This is a genomic window from Xanthomonas sp. F1 (assembly GCF_014199855.1).
Genome location: NZ_JACHOK010000001.1, coordinates 691,166 through 708,959, shown reverse-complemented (window position 1 = coordinate 708,959; position 17,794 = coordinate 691,166). Strand labels below are relative to the sequence as shown.

The 17,794-nt window shown below is 69.3% G+C and carries 19 protein-coding genes; 17 read left to right on the top strand and 2 right to left on the bottom strand.

Annotated elements, in window-relative coordinates:
- The first annotated feature begins 377 nt into the window (after positions 1-377).
- Both GGR71_RS02990 and GGR71_RS02985 read left to right on the top strand, forming a co-directional pair.
- Positions 378-1,652: a cation:proton antiporter gene (locus GGR71_RS02990; protein ID WP_160957352.1), complete on the top strand. Its 1,275-nt coding sequence runs from the start codon at positions 378-380 to the stop codon at positions 1,650-1,652.
- A 71-nt stretch (positions 1,653-1,723) separates the two neighbouring features.
- Positions 1,724-2,062, top strand: coding sequence for an FmdB family zinc ribbon protein (locus GGR71_RS02985; protein WP_160957353.1), 339 nt, complete (start codon positions 1,724-1,726; stop codon positions 2,060-2,062).
- A gap of 145 nt (positions 2,063-2,207) precedes the next feature.
- On the opposite strand, the gene GGR71_RS02980 is transcribed toward GGR71_RS02985, so the two are convergent.
- The gene (locus GGR71_RS02980) at positions 2,208-3,164 is read right to left on the bottom strand and encodes a DUF3011 domain-containing protein (protein ID WP_160957354.1); all 957 of its coding nucleotides are present in this window, start codon (positions 3,162-3,164) and stop codon (positions 2,208-2,210) included.
- A gap of 157 nt (positions 3,165-3,321) precedes the next feature.
- Here GGR71_RS02980 and aspS point away from each other — a divergent pair, with 157 nt between their 5' ends.
- The 5 genes from aspS to GGR71_RS02955 all read left to right on the top strand — a co-directional run bounded on the left by aspS (position 3,322) and on the right by GGR71_RS02955 (position 6,979).
- The gene (gene aspS, locus GGR71_RS02975; RefSeq protein WP_160957355.1) at positions 3,322-5,073 is read left to right on the top strand and encodes an aspartate--tRNA ligase; all 1,752 of its coding nucleotides are present in this window, start codon (positions 3,322-3,324) and stop codon (positions 5,071-5,073) included.
- Between the two features lie 35 nt (positions 5,074-5,108).
- Positions 5,109-5,411 (top strand): hypothetical protein, encoded by a 303-nt coding sequence (locus GGR71_RS02970; protein WP_048491888.1) that lies wholly within the window; start codon positions 5,109-5,111, stop codon positions 5,409-5,411.
- A gap of 3 nt (positions 5,412-5,414) precedes the next feature.
- Positions 5,415-5,933: a GNAT family N-acetyltransferase gene (locus GGR71_RS02965; protein ID WP_048491889.1), complete on the top strand. Its 519-nt coding sequence runs from the start codon at positions 5,415-5,417 to the stop codon at positions 5,931-5,933.
- Positions 5,934-6,033: 100 nt separating this feature from the next.
- A complete protein-coding gene (locus GGR71_RS02960) occupies positions 6,034-6,345 on the top strand; it encodes an I78 family peptidase inhibitor (RefSeq protein ID WP_237474223.1) in 312 nt (103 codons plus the stop codon).
- Positions 6,308-6,979, top strand: coding sequence for an esterase/lipase family protein (locus GGR71_RS02955; protein ID WP_160957356.1), 672 nt, complete (start codon positions 6,308-6,310; stop codon positions 6,977-6,979). The genes GGR71_RS02960 and GGR71_RS02955 overlap by 38 nt, the downstream gene beginning before the upstream one ends.
- A gap of 94 nt (positions 6,980-7,073) precedes the next feature.
- On the opposite strand, the gene GGR71_RS02950 is transcribed toward GGR71_RS02955, so the two are convergent.
- On the bottom strand, positions 7,074-7,976 hold the full coding sequence (locus GGR71_RS02950) for a hypothetical protein (protein ID WP_160957357.1): 903 nt from the start codon (positions 7,974-7,976) through the stop codon (positions 7,074-7,076).
- A gap of 281 nt (positions 7,977-8,257) precedes the next feature.
- On the opposite strand from GGR71_RS02950, the gene GGR71_RS02945 reads away from it, so the two are divergent.
- The 10 genes from GGR71_RS02945 (at position 8,258) to tolB (ending at position 17,747) form a co-directional block, all read left to right on the top strand.
- Positions 8,258-8,992 carry a YebC/PmpR family DNA-binding transcriptional regulator gene (locus GGR71_RS02945; RefSeq protein ID WP_160957358.1) on the top strand — a complete coding sequence of 245 codons (735 nt, stop codon included), beginning with the start codon at positions 8,258-8,260 and terminating at the stop codon, positions 8,990-8,992.
- 166 nt (positions 8,993-9,158) lie between these two features.
- Positions 9,159-9,671, top strand: a complete 513-nt coding sequence (gene ruvC / locus GGR71_RS02940; protein ID WP_160969122.1) for a crossover junction endodeoxyribonuclease RuvC — start codon at positions 9,159-9,161, stop codon at positions 9,669-9,671.
- Positions 9,672-9,795: 124 nt separating this feature from the next.
- Positions 9,796-10,380 (top strand): Holliday junction branch migration protein RuvA, encoded by a 585-nt coding sequence (ruvA, locus tag GGR71_RS02935; RefSeq protein WP_010344317.1) that lies wholly within the window; start codon positions 9,796-9,798, stop codon positions 10,378-10,380.
- 57 nt (positions 10,381-10,437) lie between these two features.
- Positions 10,438-12,351, top strand: a complete 1,914-nt coding sequence (locus tag GGR71_RS02930; protein WP_017907445.1) for a potassium transporter Kup — start codon at positions 10,438-10,440, stop codon at positions 12,349-12,351.
- A gap of 131 nt (positions 12,352-12,482) precedes the next feature.
- A complete protein-coding gene (ruvB, locus tag GGR71_RS02925) occupies positions 12,483-13,517 on the top strand; it encodes a Holliday junction branch migration DNA helicase RuvB (protein ID WP_160957359.1) in 1,035 nt (344 codons plus the stop codon).
- Entirely contained in the window at positions 13,514-14,017 is a 504-nt protein-coding gene (gene ybgC / locus GGR71_RS02920; protein WP_456362570.1) for a tol-pal system-associated acyl-CoA thioesterase, read from the top strand. The genes ruvB and ybgC overlap by 4 nt, the downstream gene beginning before the upstream one ends.
- Positions 14,014-14,790, top strand: a complete 777-nt coding sequence (gene tolQ, locus GGR71_RS02915; protein WP_017907448.1) for a protein TolQ — start codon at positions 14,014-14,016, stop codon at positions 14,788-14,790. The genes ybgC and tolQ overlap by 4 nt, the downstream gene beginning before the upstream one ends.
- Before the next feature lie 37 nt (positions 14,791-14,827).
- The gene (tolR, locus tag GGR71_RS02910; RefSeq protein WP_160957360.1) at positions 14,828-15,265 is read left to right on the top strand and encodes a protein TolR; all 438 of its coding nucleotides are present in this window, start codon (positions 14,828-14,830) and stop codon (positions 15,263-15,265) included.
- A complete protein-coding gene (gene tolA, locus GGR71_RS02905; RefSeq protein ID WP_160957361.1) occupies positions 15,255-16,256 on the top strand; it encodes a cell envelope integrity protein TolA in 1,002 nt (333 codons plus the stop codon). Before tolR ends, tolA begins: the two co-directional genes overlap by 11 nt.
- A gap of 171 nt (positions 16,257-16,427) precedes the next feature.
- Positions 16,428-17,747, top strand: coding sequence for a Tol-Pal system beta propeller repeat protein TolB (gene tolB, locus GGR71_RS02900; RefSeq protein ID WP_148828954.1), 1,320 nt, complete (start codon positions 16,428-16,430; stop codon positions 17,745-17,747).
- The last annotated feature ends 47 nt before the right edge of the window (positions 17,748-17,794 follow it).

Below are 17,794 nucleotides of genomic sequence, written 5' to 3'. Positions count from 1 at the left end.
ATCGGCATGAAAGACGCGCCCGGCGCGATGCGGCGGCACGCGCAGCGGCAGTGGCGGCGGGCGGCTGAGGTGGCCGTGGCGGTCTCAGCCGCGTTCCGGGAGGGGGCGTTGGCGTGCGCCACCCAGGGATTGGACGGCTGGCCGCCGGAACTGTCCTCCAGCGAGATCGCGGCGTGTGCGCCGCCGTGGGTGTCCTTGTCAGCCATGTCCGCCGCCATGCGCGACGGTTCCTTTGTAGCGAGGCAGGTGGTCCTCGCATAGACGTGTCGCTGCGCTCTGGCGCCGCACGCGCCCCGCCGTGATGGCGCACCACACGGGCGAACCGGCATCATCGCCGCTGCCGCCGCTGGCGGGTCCCCACCGGAATCTCCTGCCCGATGAGCCACGAACTGATCTACCTGCTGCTGATCTTCGCCCTGCTGGTGATCCCGCGCGCGTTGCAGCGCTTCAAGATGCCGGCGCCGCTGACCTGCCTGCTGTTCGGCATCATCGCGATGCTGGCGATGGGGCCGCGTGCGCACGACCCGGTGGTGACCCTGCTGGCCACGCTCGGCATCTCCTCGCTGTTCCTGTTCGCCGGCCTGGAAGTGGATCCGAAGGCGTTGCGTCGCGGGCTGTGGCCGCTGCTGCTGCACCTGGTGGTGCGCAGCGCCACCCTGTTCGGCGTCGGCTGGCTGGCCTGGCGCTACGCCGGGTTGTCGTGGCAGGCGGCCGGATTGCTGGCGCTGGCGCTGCTGACGCCTTCCACCGGTTTCATCATCGAGTCGCTGGGGCGGCTGGGGCTGGACGAGGAAGAGCGCTTCTGGGTCACCAGCAAGGCCATCGCCGGTGAACTGCTGGCGCTGGCGGCGCTGTTCGTGATCCTGCAGGCCGGCGATCCCTGGCAGATGGGCCTGTCCAGCCTGGCGCTGCTGGCGATGCTGGTCGGCCTGCCGCTGCTGTTCGTGGCTCTGGGGCGCTGGGTGGCGCCGCAGGCGCCGGGCTCGGAGTTCTCGCTGCTGGTGATGGTCGGCCTGATCGCCGCCTACATCACCTATTCGCTGGGCGTGTACTACCTGGTCGGCGCGTTCATCGCCGGGTTGGTGGCGCGGCTGCTGCGCCAGCGCATGCCGCTGCTGGCCTCCGACGAGAACCTGCAGGCGGTGCGCCTGTTCGCCTCGTTCTTCGTGCCGTTCTACTTCTTCAACGCCGGCACCAAGGTGCCGAGCGGGGCGCTGAGCCTGCAGGCGCTCGGCCTGGGCCTGGCCCTGACCGCCTGCGTGCTGCCGCTGCGCATCGGCATCCTCTGGCTGCAGCGGCGGGTGCTGTTCGGCGAGGGCGCGCGCAGCAGCCTGCGGGTGTCGCTGGCGCTGTCGCCGACGCTGATCTTCACCTTGGTCCTGGCCGGGATCCTGCGCGACCGCTTCGCCATCGCCGACGCGCTGTTCGGTGCCTTGCTGCTGTACGCGGCCCTGACCACGCTGCTGCCGGCGCTGCTGCTGCGCATGCCGTTTGACGTCAGCCCGTTGGAGGCGGCGCCGGCCGCGCCGGCGGATGCCGCGTCTGCGCAGGCGCCTGCCGAGCCAGTCGCTGAGGTCCCGGACACGCATGCGCCGACGCCGCCCGCGGGCGCGCCGGAGACGCCGCCGCGCCCGCAGCCCGGGCCGGCATGAGCGTGAATGCTTGAAAGCCGGCGTGCGGCCCCCATACTGGCCGCCTCCGTTGCTCTCGCGTTTTTGCCGCCATGCCGATCTACGCTTTCCAATGTGCCGCATGCGGTCACAGCTTCGACCGCCTGCAGAAACTGTCCGATCCCGATCCGGAGACCTGCCCGTCCTGCGCCGCCCCCGCGGTCAAGCGCCAGCTCACCGCGCCGGCGTTCCGCCTGTCCGGCAGCGGCTGGTACGAGACCGACTTCAAGAAGGACGGCGACAAGAAGCGCAACCTCGCCGAATCCGGCAGCACCGGCGGCAGTGGGGACAGCAAACCCGCCGCCGCGCCAGCGGCCGACGCACCGGCCAAGCCGGCAGCCGCCGCCACCCCGGCACCGGCGCCTGCCGCCGCCAAGCCTGCGGCGACCTGAACCCCGCGCTGCTCCACGTAGGAGCGGCTTCAGCCGCGACCGGGCATTCTCGGTAACGCCCGGTCGCGGCTGAAGCCGCTCCTACGCAGGCATCCACACTAGAAACCTGGAAGACCGGGCCCCGCGGCCCGGCCTTCGCCCTGCCTCAGCGCGCCCCGAAGCGTGCCCGGCAGCCGCCGTTGACCCACACCGTATTGCCTTCGTAGCCCCAGGTGCGGCCTTCCGCGCAGGTGGTGCCGGACAGCTGTTCGATCAGCACCGGGCGGCCCTGGCGGCGGTCCCAGGCACAGGTGCGCAGGCGCTTGTCGTCGCTGCTGCAGGTCACTGTGTAGCCGTTGTCCAGCGGCGGCCGGCCCGGCCCCCAGCCACCGCCGCCGCGGCCCTCCGCGAACTCGCCGCGGCAACCGTCGTCGACCCACACCGCGCCATCGCGTGCCCCCCAGGTGCGGCCCTCGATGCAGCGGGTGTCCGACAGCTGCCGCACCAGCATGGCGTTGCGCCAGCCGGTCGGGCACACGCGCTGGCGCTGGTCCTGGCTTTCGCAGCGTACGGTGCCGGCCACGCCGCCACCGCCACCGCCGCCGCCACCCCAGTTGCCGCCCGGTCCGCCGCGCCCTTCGACGAAGCGGCCGCGACAGCCCTGGTCCACCCACACCACGCCGGGCGCCGAGCCCCAGGTGCGGCCTTCGATGCAGGGCGAATCGGACAGGGTGCCGACCAGCCGGGCCGGCCCGCGGAATGGCGTTGCGCACTGCTGGCGGCGGCGGTCGTTGCTGGAGCAGGCGACGGTGCGGCCGTCGAAGCCCGGCTCCTGCCGCCAGCCGCCGCCGCTGCCGCGCAGCGAGGTGGCGATGTCCTGCTGGATGTTGCCGAAGCCCCAGCCGCGGTCGATCTGGTCCAGGTAGAACTCGAGCTGGTCGTCGGGGATCTGCCGGCCGCGCGACTGGTCGGCGTATTCGCGCTCGATCACCCGGACCCGGCCGGGGATCGACAGTTGCCGCAGGTCCTGCGGGGCGTAGGCGCGGGCGCTCTGGGCCGCGGCCGGGGCGCTGGACAGGGCCAGCGCGGCGATCACCAGCCAGCCAACAAGGTGCTTCAACATGGGTTCTCTCCTCCCCGTGAATGGTGCGCGGACTATAGCCGCAGGCCAACTTAAGCCAGGATGAGTCACACGCGATTTGCCCGGGCCGACGCGCCGCCGCAGAATACCGGGCTTGCCGGCGCCTTCTGCGCCGGGCGCCCCCTGTTTGGAGCTAGCGATGCGTACCCACTTCTGCGGCCTGGTCGACGAGACCCTGATCGGCCAAACCGTCACCCTGGCCGGCTGGACCGACGTGGCCCGCAACCTCGGCGGCGTGTGCTTCATCGACCTGCGCGACCACGAAGGCATCGTGCAGGTGATGGTGGAGCCCGAGAACGCGGAGGTGTTCAAGGTCGCCGCCAGCCTCGGCTACGAGGACGTGCTGCAGGTCGAGGGCGTGGTGCGCGCGCGGCATGCGGTCAACGACAAGCTGCGCAGCGGCAAGGTCGAAGTGATCGCCACGGCCATCACCGTACTCAACAAGGCCGCGCCGCTACCGTTCCACGCGCACGAGAACCCGGGCGAGGAAACCCGCCTGAAGTACCGCTACCTGGATCTGCGCCGTCCGGAGATGCAGCGCATGCAGCGCACCCGCATCAAGCTGGTGCAAGCGCTGCGCCGCTACCTGGACGAGCGCGGCTTCCAGGACATCGAGACTCCGATCCTGACCAAGGCCACCCCGGAAGGCGCGCGCGACTTCCTGGTGCCGGCGCGCATGCACCCGGGCGAGTTCTACGCGCTGCCGCAGTCGCCGCAGCTGTTCAAGCAGATCCTGATGGTGGCCGGCTTCGACCGCTACTACCAGATCGCGCGCTGCTTCCGCGACGAAGCACTGCGCGCCGACCGCCAGCTCGAGTTCACCCAGCTCGACATGGAGTTCGCCTTCGTGCGCGAGCGCGACGTGCAGGACTTCGTCGAAGCGATGGTGCGCGCCATCTTCAAGGAGGTGGTCGACGTCGAGCTGGCCGCCGAATTCCCGCGCATGACCTGGGCCGAGGCCATGCGCCGCTACGGTTCGGACAAGCCGGACCTGCGCATCGCGCTGGAACTGACCGACGTGGCCGAGCTGGTCAAGGACAGCGACTTCGCGGTGTTCAGCGCCGCGGCCGCCGATCCCGACGGCCGCGTCGCCGCGCTGCGCATTCCCGGCGGCGCCAGCCTCTCGCGCAAGCAGATCGACGAATACGCCGCGCACGCCGCCAAGTACGGCGCCAAGGGCCTGGCCTACATCAAGATCGCCGACAGCGGCGAGATCAGCTCGCCGATCCAGAAGTTCTTCGGCGAGGCCGCGTTCGCCGCGCTGCTCGCCCACGTCGGCGCCGGCAACGGCGACATCGTGTTCTTCGGTGCCGGCGCCTACGGCAAGGTCTCCGACTTCATGGGCGCGCTGCGTCTGAAGGCCGGCAAGGACTTCAACCTGGTCGCCGACGGCTGGCGGCCGCTGTGGGTCACCGATTTCCCGATGTTCGAGTGGGACGAGGAGGCGCAGCGCTACGTGGCCCTGCATCACCCGTTCACCGCGCCGGCGGTGGACGACATCGCCGAGCTGCGCACGCACGCCAAGACCGCGGTGTCGCGCGGCTACGACATGGTGCTCAACGGCAACGAGATCGGCGGCGGTTCGATCCGTATCCATCGCCCGGACATGCAGAGCGCGGTGTTCGAGTTGCTCGGCATCGGCGCCGAGGAAGCGCGCGCCAAGTTCGGCTTCCTGCTGGATGCGCTGAACTACGGCGCGCCGCCGCACGGCGGCATCGCCTTCGGCATCGACCGCATCGCTGCGCTGATGGCCGGCACCGAGTCGATCCGCGACGTGATCCCGTTCCCCAAGACCACCGGCGCGCAGGACCTGATGACCGACGCGCCGTCGCCGATCGCCGACGCGCAGCTGGCCGAAGTGCACGTGCAGGTGCGCCCGCAGGCGCAGTGATCCCTTTTTCTTCCAACCGTAGCGCAGGCCGACATATGAGCGAGACCGCATTCAATCTGGAGTGGGAAACCCTCGGCAACGAGGGCGCAGTGGAGGCCATCGTCACCCAGCGCGCGCGCGTGTTCGGCGGCTGGCTGGTGCGTGCCGGCAGCGGCGCCAACGCACCGCTGGCGTTCGTGCCGGATCCGGAGGGCCGTTGGGACGGCGAGGACTTCGGCGAGGACGATTACGAGTACGAGGAAGACGACGAGGAAGAAGAGGACGAGGAAGAAGGCGACGACGAGGACGAGGACGACGGCGAAGAGGCCGACGCCGACGCCACGCACCCGGCGCGCTGAGTCGTGTTGATTCGCCGCGCCACGCCGGACGATGCCGCGGCGGTGACCCGCATCGCCACGGCCACTTTCTGCGAAACCTTCGGCCATCTGTATCCGGCGCAGGATCTGCAGGCCTTCCTCGACGAGGCCTACTCGCTGGAGCGCGCCCAGGTCGTGCTGGCGCATCCGGACTACGCGATCTGGCTGGTCGAGCACGATGGTGCCGTGGTCGGGCACGCCGCGGCCGGCCCCTGCGGTCTGCCGCACGCCGAGGTGCAACCCGGCGACGGCGAACTGAAGCGCCTGTACCTGCTGCGCGCGCATCAGAACGGCGGGTGGGGCGCCCGCCTGTTCGACACCGCCCTGGCCTGGCTGGAACGCGACGGCCCGCGCACGCTGTGGGTCGGCGTGTGGTCGGAGAACCTCGGTGCGCAGCGTTTCTATGCGCGCTACGGCTTCGAGAAGGTCGGCACCTACGAGTTCCCGGTGGGGCAGGTGCGCGATCTCGAATTCATCCTGCGCCGGCCGCCGCGCGCGGCCTGACGCCCTGCGGCCGGGCACGGCCCGGGCGCCGCTGCGTCGACATCGCGGCAACGCCGGCGCGTTAGAGTGCAAGCCTGTCCAGCCTGCAGGAGAACGCGTCATGTTCCGACCGTGGATGGGAATCGCCGCCGTGCTGCCGCTGCTGGCCGCGTGCGCGCCGCCGGCATCGTTGCAGCCGGCCAGTGCCGGCCCGACCGTGCAAGGCGACGGCCGCTGCAATGTCGACGCGGTGGCCTGGGCTGTCGGCCAGGAAGCCACCCAGGCGACCATGAGCCGGATCTGGAAGGAGAGCGGAGCCGGCGTGGTGCGGCCGATCGCGCCGGGCCAGGCGGTGACCCGCGACCTGCGTCTGGACCGACTCAACGTGTTCCTGGATGGCAGCAATCACATCGTCCGCACCACCTGCGGCTGAGCCGCCTGTGGCTGCTGCGCCGCGGGTGCTGGTGCTGCACGGCATCTGGAATGCGCGGCCGTGGCTGCTGCCGCTGGCGTTGCGCCTGCGCCGTGGAGGCTGGCGTGTCGCCAGCTTCGGTTACTCGACCGCCTTCGGCGGCGCCGAGGCCGCGCTTCCGCGGCTGCAGGCGCGCATCGAGCGGCTGGCCGCTGCCGGTCCGGTGGCCCTGGTCGGGCATAGCCTCGGCGGCCTGATCGCGTTGCAGGCCTTGCAGCAGGCGCCCTCGCTGCCGGTGGCCCGGGTGGTGTGCCTGGGCAGCCCGTTGACGGGCAGTGCGGCGGCGCGCGCCCTGGCGCAACAACGGCTGGGCGTGGCGCTGGGCCGCAGCGCAGCGCTGTTGCAACAGGGCGTGGCGCGTTGGGACGGCCCGGCCGAGGTCGGCGTGGTCGCCGGCACCGTGGCGCGCGGGCTGGGCGCACGCTTCGCCGCGCTGGGGCCCGAGTCCGACGGCAGCGTGGCCCTGACCGAGACCCGGGTGCCCGGCCTGGGCGATCACTGCCGGGTGCGCGCCAGCCACAGCGGCCTGCTGTTTTCGGCGGAGGCCGCGCGGCAGACCGCCGCCTTCCTGCGCGACGGCCGCTTCGCCGCCTGAGCCGGTCGCCAACATCGAGCGTCCAGCGGCGGCCGGCGCCGCGTCGCGGTGTCTGCCGCGACGGCCCTGCGCCGGTACGGTGCGATGCCGTCGCTCAGGGCGTCACGAAGGTCTTCAGCCAGTCCAGCGTGGGGTTGAGCGCCCAGGCGGCGGTGCCGCTGCGGTAGTTGCCGTCGACCAGAATGCCCGTGCACTGGGTGCCGGGATAGCCGCCGAAGCCCATGAAGCAGTGGTCGGCGTAGAGGTCCTGCACTTCCCGGTCCTTGACGACGTACCAGCCGCTGCCGTTGCTGCGGAAGCACGACTGCTGCCCGTCGCAGCGCAGGCCGGTGACCAGTTGCGCCTGCGTGCGGGCGATGTTCTCGGTGCCGCCGACGAACATGTCGCGTTCACCGTTGATGATGCGCAGGCGATCGGACGGCAGGCTGTGGTTGCCGTCGGCGACGCAGGATGCCAGGTTGTAGTAGGCAGTGTAGGTCGTGCCGGTGCCCTGGCCGAACGAGGCGGCGACCCGGGGATCGTAATCGTGCGCCAGCACCGAGATGATCGAGCCCTGGCTGAGGCCGCCGGTCACCACGCCCTTGGAGCAGTCGGCCTTGTCGCGGGCGCATATCTGGGCGATGGCGCTGTTGAGATTCTGCGCGTCGAAGATGGCCTTGGCGCGGTTGCCGATGACGCCGCAGCTGCCGAAACTGGCGTTGTCGTACTCCACCGAGGCCGCCACGAAACCCTTGGCCGCCGCGGCATTCACTGCGGCCATCGCCCAATTGCTCTGGTAGTTCTCGCCGGTCCCACCGATATGCACGTAGACCGGGTACTTGCCCGCTGCGCGGGGTTCCTGGCCGCTGATCGAATAGGTGGTGAAGCCGGCCCGGTAGCTGCCCCGGAAGGCATCGGTCTGGGCGCTGGCCAGGCCCGGGACGGCGAGGGCGAGCAGGCCCAGGCAGCGCAGGGCCAGCGACAGGAAGGAGGCGGGGGCGGGGGTGGTGCGTGACATAGGATCTCCTTTTAGTGCGATGGAAAGCGGGCGCGACTTGCGCGTTCAGCCTCCAGGTGGGGCATGACAGTTCTGGCAGCGATGTGGCGCGCATGGGTAGACAGTCCGCCAAGGTTTGACCGGCAGCACGGGCCGGCGCGCGCTGGAGCGGGCGCCGCCCGGGGAACGGGCTGCATGCGCCGGTCGCATGCGCGTTCGGTCGTCGGCGCGGCCGGGCCGCGGGATGTGCGCGGCATCAGGTAAAATCCGCGCCTTGTCCTTACAACTGTCCGGAACGCCCCATGGGTAGAGGCCCCTCGATCGAAGCCCGCAAGAACGCATCCGATGCGAAGCGCGGCAAGATTTTCACCAAGATCATCCGCGAGATCGGCGTCGCCGCGCGCGCCGGCGGCGGCGATCCGTCCAACAACCCGCGGCTGCGCGTGGCGATGGACAAGGGGCTGGCCTCGAACATGTCCAAGGACGTCATCGAGCGCGCGATCAAGAAGGCCACCGGCGAGCTGGAAGGCGTGGAGTACGAGGAAGTTCGCTACGAGGGCTACGCCCCGGGCGGGGTGGCGGTGATCGTCGACTGCCTGACCGACAACCGCGTGCGCACCGTGGCCGACGTGCGCCATGCCTTCAGCAAGTGCGGCGGCAACATGGGCACCGATGGCTCGGTGGCCTTCATGTTCAAGCGCCTGGGCGTGCTCACCTTCGCCGCCGGCGCCGACGAGGAAAAGATCACCGAGGTCGCGATCGAGGCCGGTGCCGACGATATCGTGGTCTACCCCGAGGACGGCGCGATCGACGTGCTGACCGCGCCGGAGGCGTTCCAGGCGGTCAAGGACGCCATGGACGCGGCCGGCCTGTCCGCCGACCATGCCGAAATCACCTTCCGCGCCGACAACGACATCGCCGTGGACGGCGACACCGCGGTGCAGGTGCGCAAGCTGCTGGACATGCTGGAAGACCTGGACGACGTACAGAACGTCTATTCCAACGTCGACCAGGCCGCGCTGAGTGACGGGGGCTGAAGCCATGAAACCCGGGGCCCGGGGCCCGGGACCCGGGACCCGTAAGAGCGCTTCGCCGGCACCGGAGCCATTGCTGGCGTCGGTGGCTGCACGGAGTAGTGCCGCTCGGGCGACCGGCGCTTCCCCGGGTCCCGGGTCCCGGGTCCCGGGTCCCGGCACGACGCGTATCCTCGGCATCGACCCCGGCTCGCAGCGCACTGGCGTCGGCATCATCGACGTGGACGCGGCCGGCCGCACCCGTCATGTGCACCACGCCCCGCTGCTGCTGTTGGGCGAGGGCGATTTCGCGCTGCGGCTCAAGCGCCTGCTGTACGGGCTGGATGCGCTGATCGAGGAGTACCGGCCGCAGGAAGTGGCGATCGAGCGGGTGTTCATGGGCAAGAGCGCCGATGCGGCGCTGAAGCTCGGCCATGCCCGCGGCGCGGCGATCTGCGCGGCGGTGCTGCGCGAACTGCCGGTGCACGAGTACGCCGCCAAGGAAATCAAGCTCGCCGTGGTCGGCAAGGGCGCGGCGGAGAAGCAGCAGGTGCAACACATGGTCGGTCTCATGCTGAGCCTGACCGGCAAACTTCAGGCCGACGCCGCCGATGCGCTGGCCGTCGCCATCACCCATGCCCACGTGCGCGCCACCGCGCAGCGCCTGGGCGTCAGCACGCAGCAGGCGTGGAGCAGAAAATGAGTGGAGCCGGGATTGGGGATTGGGGATTGGGGATTCGCCAAAGCGGGACCGGCGCCTGCGCGCGCGGCTGTTGCCAATCCCCAATCCCCAATCCCCAATCCCGGCGCCTCCAAGGAGGCGCCCCATGATCGGCCGTCTGCGCGGGATCCTGGCCTACAAGCAGCCGCCGTGGCTGGTGATCGACGTGGGCGGGGTGGGGTATGAGCTGGAGGCGCCGATGAGCACCTTCTATGACCTGCCCGACGTCGGTCGCGACGTGATCCTGTTCACTCACTATGCGCAGAAGGAGGACAGCGTGTCGCTGTACGGCTTCCTGCGCGAGGGCGAGCGGCGGCTGTTCCGCGACGTGCAGCGGGTCAGCGGGATCGGCGCGAAGATCGCGCTGGCGGTGCTGTCCGGGGTCAGCGTCGACGAGTTCGCGCGGCTGATCACCGCCGCCGACGTCACCGCGCTGACCCGCATCCCCGGTATCGGCAAGAAGACCGCCGAGCGCATGGTGGTGGAACTGCGCGATCGCGCGGCCGACTTCAGTGGCGGCGCACCTGTGACTGGGCAACTGGGCACCGACGCGGTGTCCGAGGCCACGGTGGCGCTGCAGCAACTCGGCTACAAGCCGGCCGAGGCGGCGAAGATGGCGCGCGACGCCGCCGCCGACGGCGACGAGGTCGCCACGGTGATCCGCAAGGCCCTGCAGGCGGCGCTGCGCTGACCTCGGGTCGGCTCGGCTCCCCCTCCTTCTTCACGTTCTGGCGCTACTCTTCCCACCATGTCCAGCTCCTCCAGTTCCGCCGCCCGCCCGGGCAGCCACGATCCGCACGCCAAGACGGGCTTTGGGGTGATGCTGACCGCCATCGGCGTGGTCTTCGGCGACATCGGCACCAGTCCGCTGTACACGCTCAAGGAGGCGTTCTCGCCGCACTACGGGCTGACCCCGGACCACGACACCGTGCTGGGCATCCTGTCGCTGGTGTTCTGGGCGCTGATGCTGGTGGTCACGGTCAAGTACGTCACCGTGATCATGCGCGCCGACAACGATGGCGAGGGCGGCATCATGGCGCTGACCGCGCTGGCCCAGCGCACCCTGCCGGGCGGCTCGCGCTCGATGTACGTGGTCGGCATCCTCGGCATCTTCGGCGCCTCGCTGTTCTTCGGCGACGGCGTGATCACCCCGGCCATCTCGGTGCTGTCGGCGGTGGAAGGCCTGGAGGTGGCCGCACCCAAGCTGGAGCCGTTCGTGGTGCCGATCACCCTGGTGGTGCTGGGGATGCTGTTCATGGCCCAGCGCTACGGCACCGAGCGGGTGGGCAAGGCGTTCGGGCCGATCACCCTGGTCTGGTTCGTGGCGCTGGGTGCGATCGGCGTCTACAACATGACGCGCGCGCCGGAAGTGCTGCATGCGCTGAACCCCTGGTGGGGCGTGCGCTTCTTCGCCGAACACAACTGGCACGCGGTGTTCGTGCTCGGTGCGGTGGTGCTGGCGGTGACCGGCGGCGAGGCGCTGTATGCGGACATGGGCCACTTCGGCGCCAAGGCGATCCGCCGCTCCTGGCAGTGCGTGGTGCTGCCGATGCTGACCCTGACCTACCTGGGGCAGGGTGCGCTGGTGCTGCGCGACCCGGCCGCGGTCAGCAACCCGTTCTACGAAGCGGTGCCGGAGTGGGCGCTGTACCCGATGATCGTGCTGGCCACCGCGGCCACGGTGATCGCCTCGCAGGCACTGATCACCGGCGCCTATTCGGTGGCCAGCCAGGCCATGCAGCTGGGCTACATCCCGCGCATGCACATCCGCCACACCTCGCACTCCACCATCGGCCAGATCTACGTGCCGGCGGTGAACTGGTGCCTGCTGGCGCTGGTGGTGGTGGCGGTGATCGGCTTCGGCGACTCGACCTCGCTGGCCACCGCGTACGGCGTCTCGGTGACCGGCACCATGCTGATCACCACGGTCCTGATGGTCATCTATGCGCGCGCCAACCCGCGCGTGCCGGCGCCGCTGCTGTGGCTGTTCGCGCTGGTGTTCCTGGCCGTGGACTGCGCGTTCTTCTACGCCAACATCATCAAGTTCCTGGACGGCGCCTGGTTCCCGCTGCTGTTGGGCCTGATCCTGTTCACCCTGATGCGTACCTGGCGCCGCGGCCGCAAGCTGCTGCACGACGAGATCCGCAAGGACGGCATCAAGCTCGACACCTTCCTGCCCGGGCTGATGCTGGCGCCGCCGGTGCGCGTGCCCGGCACCGCCGTGTTCCTCACCGCCGACCCGATGGTGGTGCCGCATGCGCTGATGCACAACCTCAAGCACAACAAGGTGCTGCACGAACGCAACGTGTTCCTGACCGTGGAGACCCTGCAGGTGCCGTACGCGGCGGCCGGGCAGCGGCTGAAGATCGACGCCATCGGCGACGAGTTCTACCGGGTCTACGTGCGCTTCGGCTTCATGGAGACCCCGGACGTGCCGCTGGCGCTCATGCGCTCCTGCGACCAGGGCGGGATCTACTTCGACCCGATGGACACCACCTATTTCGCCAGCCGCGAGACCATCGTGGCCAGCGCCAACCGCGGCATGCCGATCTGGCGCGACAAGCTGTTCGCGGTCATGCACCGCAACGCCGCCCCCGCCACCGGCTTCTTCCGCATCCCCGGCAACCGTCTGGTGGAACTGGGCGCGCAGGTGGAGATCTGAGGCCGCCTGCGGCGGCCGGGATTGGGGAGTCGGGATTCGGGATTGGTCAAGGCCATGGCGCCGAGACCGTCCCACAGCCGATACTATTGCGCTACCAATCCCGAATCCCCACTCCCCAATCCCGGCTCTAAATGGACCGCATCATCGCCAGTAGCGCCACCCGCGAGGATGAGGTCGCCGAGGCCAGCATCCGCCCCAAGCGGCTGGACGACTACCTCGGCCAGCAGCCGGTGCGCGAGCAGCTGTCGATCTACATCGAGGCGGCCAAGGCGCGCGGGGAGGCGATGGACCATGTGCTGATCTTCGGGCCGCCGGGCCTGGGCAAGACCACGCTCAGCCACGTCATCGCCAACGAGCTCGGGGTCAACCTGCGGGTCACCTCCGGCCCAGTGATCGAGAAGGCCGGCGACCTGGCCGCGCTGCTGACCAACCTGCAGCCGCACGACGTGCTGTTCATCGACGAGATCCACCGGCTGTCGCCGGTGGTCGAGGAAGTGCTGTACCCGGCGATGGAAGACTTCCAGATCGACATCATGATCGGCGAGGGCCCGGCCGCGCGCTCGATCAAGATCGACCTGCCGCCGTTCACCCTGATCGGCGCCACCACCCGCGCCGGCCTGCTGACCGCGCCCTTGCGCGACCGCTTCGGCATCGTCCAGCGCCTGGCCTTCTACACCCCGGACGAGCTGGCGCAGATCGTGCGTCGTTCGGCCAGCATCCTCGGCATCGCCTGCAACGCCGACGGCTGCGCCGAGATCGCGCGGCGCGCGCGCGGCACCCCGCGTATCGCCAACCGCCTGCTGCGTCGGGTCCGCGACTTCGCCCAGGTGCGCGCCGGCGGGCAGATCGACCTGGCGGTGGCGCAGGCCGCCACGCAGATGCTCAAGGTCGACGCCGAGGGCTTCGACGAACTGGACCGGCGCATGCTGCGCACCATCATCGAGTACTTCGACGGCGGCCCGGTCGGCGTCGAGTCGCTGGCCGCCTCGCTGTCGGAGGAGCGCGGGACCCTGGAGGACGTGATCGAGCCCTACCTGATCCAGCAGGGCTACCTGATCCGCACCGCCCGCGGCCGCATGGCCACCAACAAGGCCTATCTGCACTTGGGCTTGCAGCCCAAGCGGGATTCGGGAATGGGGATTGGAAATTCGGGAGACCTGTTTTGACTATTGACCGCCAGGAGGCGCCTCTGCCCGGCGAATCCCCACTCCCGAATCCCCAATCCCCGCGTCTATTCAGTTGGCCGACACGCGTCTACTGGGAAGATACCGACGCCGGTGGCGTGGTCTACCACGCGCGCTACGTGGCCTTCCTGGAACGGGCGCGCACGGAGTGGTTGCGGGCGCTGGGGTATGGTCAGGAGCGTCTGCGCCTGCAACACGATCTGGTGTTCGCGGTGCGTGCGATGCAGCTCGATTTCCTGCGCCCGGCACTCCTGGACGATTCCCTGCAGGTCGGCGTCGCGCTGTCGCACTGCAAGCGCGCCAGCCTGGTGTTCGCGCAGTCGATCCGCCGCGACGACGGAGAGCTGTTGTTGCGCGCGCAGGTGCGGGTGGCGGCGCTCAGCGCCGGCAGTTTCCGCCCGCGCGGCATGGACGACGCGCTGCACGACGCATTGAAAGTTCTTGAAATCACTGAAGCCGAATTACTGAGGAACGACGGATGATCGCATTGCTCCTGGCCCTGCAGGACACGGTGGTGGAGGCGCTGCCGCAGGACGTGACCCAGACCGCCACCCAGGCCGTCGCCAGCACCGCCGCCCATGGCGGCATCAATTACCTGGACCTGATGGTCAAGGCCAGCCTGCCGGTCAAGGTGATCGTGCTGCTGCTGCTGCTCGGCTCGCTGATCAGTTGGGTCATCATCTTCCGCAAGGGCAAGGTGTTCAAGGACGCCAACCGCGAGGCCGACGACTTCGAGAACCGCTTCTGGTCCGGCACCGACCTGAGCAAGCTCTACGCCGGCGCCACCGACCGCAACCGCGTGGTCGGCGGACTGGAGGCGATCTTCGAGGCCGGGTTCCGCGAATTCACCCGCCTGCGCGACAAGCGCCGGCTCGATGCGCGCATCCAGCTGGAAGGCGCGCAGCGGGCGATGCGTGCCACCTATGCGCGCGAAGTGGACCGCCTGGAACGCAACCTGGAACTGCTCGCCAACATCGGCTCGACCGCACCCTACGTGGGCCTGGTCGGCACCGTGTTCGGCATCATGGTGACCATGCACGACATGATCAACAGCGGCCAGCAGGCGGGCATCGCCGCGGTCGCGCCGGGCATCTCCGAGGCGCTGTTCGCCACCGCCATCGGCCTGTTCGTGGCGATCCCGGCGGTGTGGGCCTACAACCGCTTCACCACCCGCGTCGAGCGGCTGGCGGTGCGCTTCGAGACCTTCTCCGAAGAGTTCAGTTCCATCCTGCAGCGCCAGGCCAGCGGCGACTGAGCGTCGCCCGCCTGCCCACGACTCCCAGGATTCCCGCATGACTGCCGCCATTTCCCGCCGCAAGCGCCGCAAGCTCAAGTCCGAGATCAACGTCGTGCCGTACATCGACGTGATGCTGGTGCTGCTGATCATCTTCATGGTCACCGCGCCCTTGCTCAGCCTGAGCGTGGACGTGGACCTGCCCGATTCCACCGCGCGCTCGGTGGAGAGCAAGAAGGACCCGGTGATCGTCACCGTCGATGCCGAGGGCCGCTACACGCTGACCCTGCAGGACGGCAAGCCGGAGAAGATCGGGAAGGGAGAACTTGACGCAAAGATCCGAGCCTTCGTCGGCCAGAACAAGGACGTGCCGGTGTTCGTCGCCGCGCCAGGTACCTCGAACTATCAACTGGTCATGGACACCATGGTCCTGCTGCAGCAGGCCGGCGTGCCCAAGGTCGGCCTGATGAGTCAGCCCGGAAACAATGCACGCTGACGCCGAAAACCGACCGCCGCTGGCCAGGGGCGACAACGACGGCCTGATGTACGGCATCGCGCTGGCGGTGGGCGTGCACGTGCTGATCGCACTGCTGTTCTTCCTGGCCTGGTGGTGGTCGCCGGTGCGCCAGGTCGAACCGGCTGCCGGTTCGCCGATGGTCGAGGCCTCGCTGGTGGTCTCGGCCGCCGACGTGCGCTCGGCGCAGAAGGCGGTGAAGGACGCGCCCAAGCCCTTGCCCGAGCCGCTGCCGGAGCCGGTCAAGGACGTCGCCGAGGAAGATACGGTGCCACCACCGCAGCCGCTGCCCACGCCCAAGCCGCAGCAGGCGCCGACCCCGCAGCAGCAGAAGGCGCAGGACTTCGTCCCGGTGCCCGACAAGGTCGACCAGGACCGCGCGACCCGCACCGCGATCTCCCAGGAAAAGGAGAAGCAGGAGCAGGAGGCCAAGCGCCGCCAGGAACAGATCGACCTGACCGAGCAGAAGCGCCAGCAGGAGGCCGAGCAGAAGCAGCGCCTGGCCGCGCAGCAGGAGGAAGAGCGGCAGAAGAAGATCGCCGACATCCGCAAGCAGCGCGAGAAGCTGGAGCGCGAGGCCCAACTGGCGCAGCAGAAGCTGCAGCAGATCGCCGACTTGAACGCCAAGAAGGCGTCCGCGGCCGCGGCCACCACGTCACAGCAGGCGCCGGGCCAGAACGGCACCAACACCGACCTGCAGGCCAAGTACGCCGCGGCGATCCAGCAGGCGGTACTGAGCCAGTGGGTGCGTCCGGATTCGGTGCCGCTGGGGCAGAAGTGCAAGATCTCGATCACGCAGATCCCCGGTGGGCAGGTCATGCAGGCCAAGGTCAGCCCCGACTGCCCCTACGACGAGGCCGGCCGCCGCTCGATCGAGGCCGCGGTGCTGCGTGCCCAGCCGTTGCCCTATCGCGGCTTCGAGACCGTGTTCGCGCGCAATCTGACCTTCAACTTCACCGCACAGGACCAGTGAATCCGGCCGCTGCCGCTGCGTTTGCGCGCGGCGGGCCATCCACCCGACATGCGATGGGCGATAATGGAGCGCGTCCTGCCATCGGCTTCACATGGCGATGGTTCATGATTGCGAATACGTTCACCCGCGCATTGCTATCTCTTGCGCCTTTCCGATCCTGCTGAGCGACCCATGAAGAAACTGCCGCGCTGGCTTGCCGTTCTCACCGCCCTGTTGTTGCCTCTCGCCGCGTCCGCGCAGGACAAGGGCCTGGAAATCGACATCGTCGGCGGCAATGCCTCGGCGACCCCGATCACGGTCGTGCCGATGCCGTACCAGGGATCGGCGACCCCGCCGAGCACCGACGTCGCCGCGGTGGTCCGCGCCGACCTGGATCGCTCCGGCCAGTTCCGCAATCTGCCCGAGTCGCAGATCGTCGAACGCCCGACCCGAGGCAGCGAAGTGCAGTTCGCCACCTGGCGCGCGCTCAAGCAGAGCTACCTGGTGGTTGGCCGGGTGATGGACGCTGGTGAAGGCGCCTACCGCGTCGAGTACGAGCTGTTCGACGTGGGCAAGGGCGAGCGCATGCTTGGCCTGGCGATGACCGCCCGCGCCAACGCCATGCGCGACGTCGCCCACCAGATGGCCGACGCCATCTACGAGAAGATCACCGGCGTGCGCGGCGCATTCTGGACCCGCATCGCCTACGTCACCGCCAGCGGCAAGGGCGGGGCGATGCGCTATGCGCTGATGGTCGCCGACTCCGACGGCTACAACCCCCAGACCATCGTCCGCTCGGCCGAGCCGCTGCTGTCGCCGAACTGGAGCCCGGACGGCAAGAAGCTGGCCTACGTGAGCTTTGAGCGCGGCAACTCGTCGATCTACATCCAGGACATCGCCACCGGTGCGCGCCAGCTGGTGTCCAGCTTCCGTGGCATCAACGGCGCCCCGTCGTTCTCGCCGGACGGCAAGAAGCTGGCCCTGGCGCTGTCGCGCAGCGGCAACCCGGAGATCTACGTGATGGATCTGGGCAGCAAGCAGCTGACCCAGCTGACCAACCACTTCGGCATCGATACCGAGCCGACCTGGGCGCCGGACGGCAACAGCATCTATTTCACCTCCGACCGCGGCGGCCGCCCGCAGATCTACCAGGTGCCGGCGACCGGCGGCAGCGCCACCCGCATCACCTTCCAGGGCAACTACAACGCGACCCCGAGCGTGTCCTTCGACGGCAACAAGCTGGTCGTGGCCCAGGGCAGCGGCAACACCTACAAGATCGCGATGATGGACCGCAGCCTGGGTTCGCCGCGCTGGAGCACGCTGTCGACCGGCTCGCTGGACGAGTCGCCGAGCTTCGCCCCCAACGCCAGCATGGTGCTGTATGCGGCGCGTGAAGGTGGCCGTGGCGTGCTGTACGCGGTCTCGGCCGATGCGCGCGTGCGCCAGCGTCTGGTGCTCGCCGATGGCGACGTGCGCGAACCGTCCTGGTCGCCGTATCGCACTGCACGTTGACATGTAAGTTTGGTGTTAATATTTCGCTGTTGAACCCCTCATCGGCC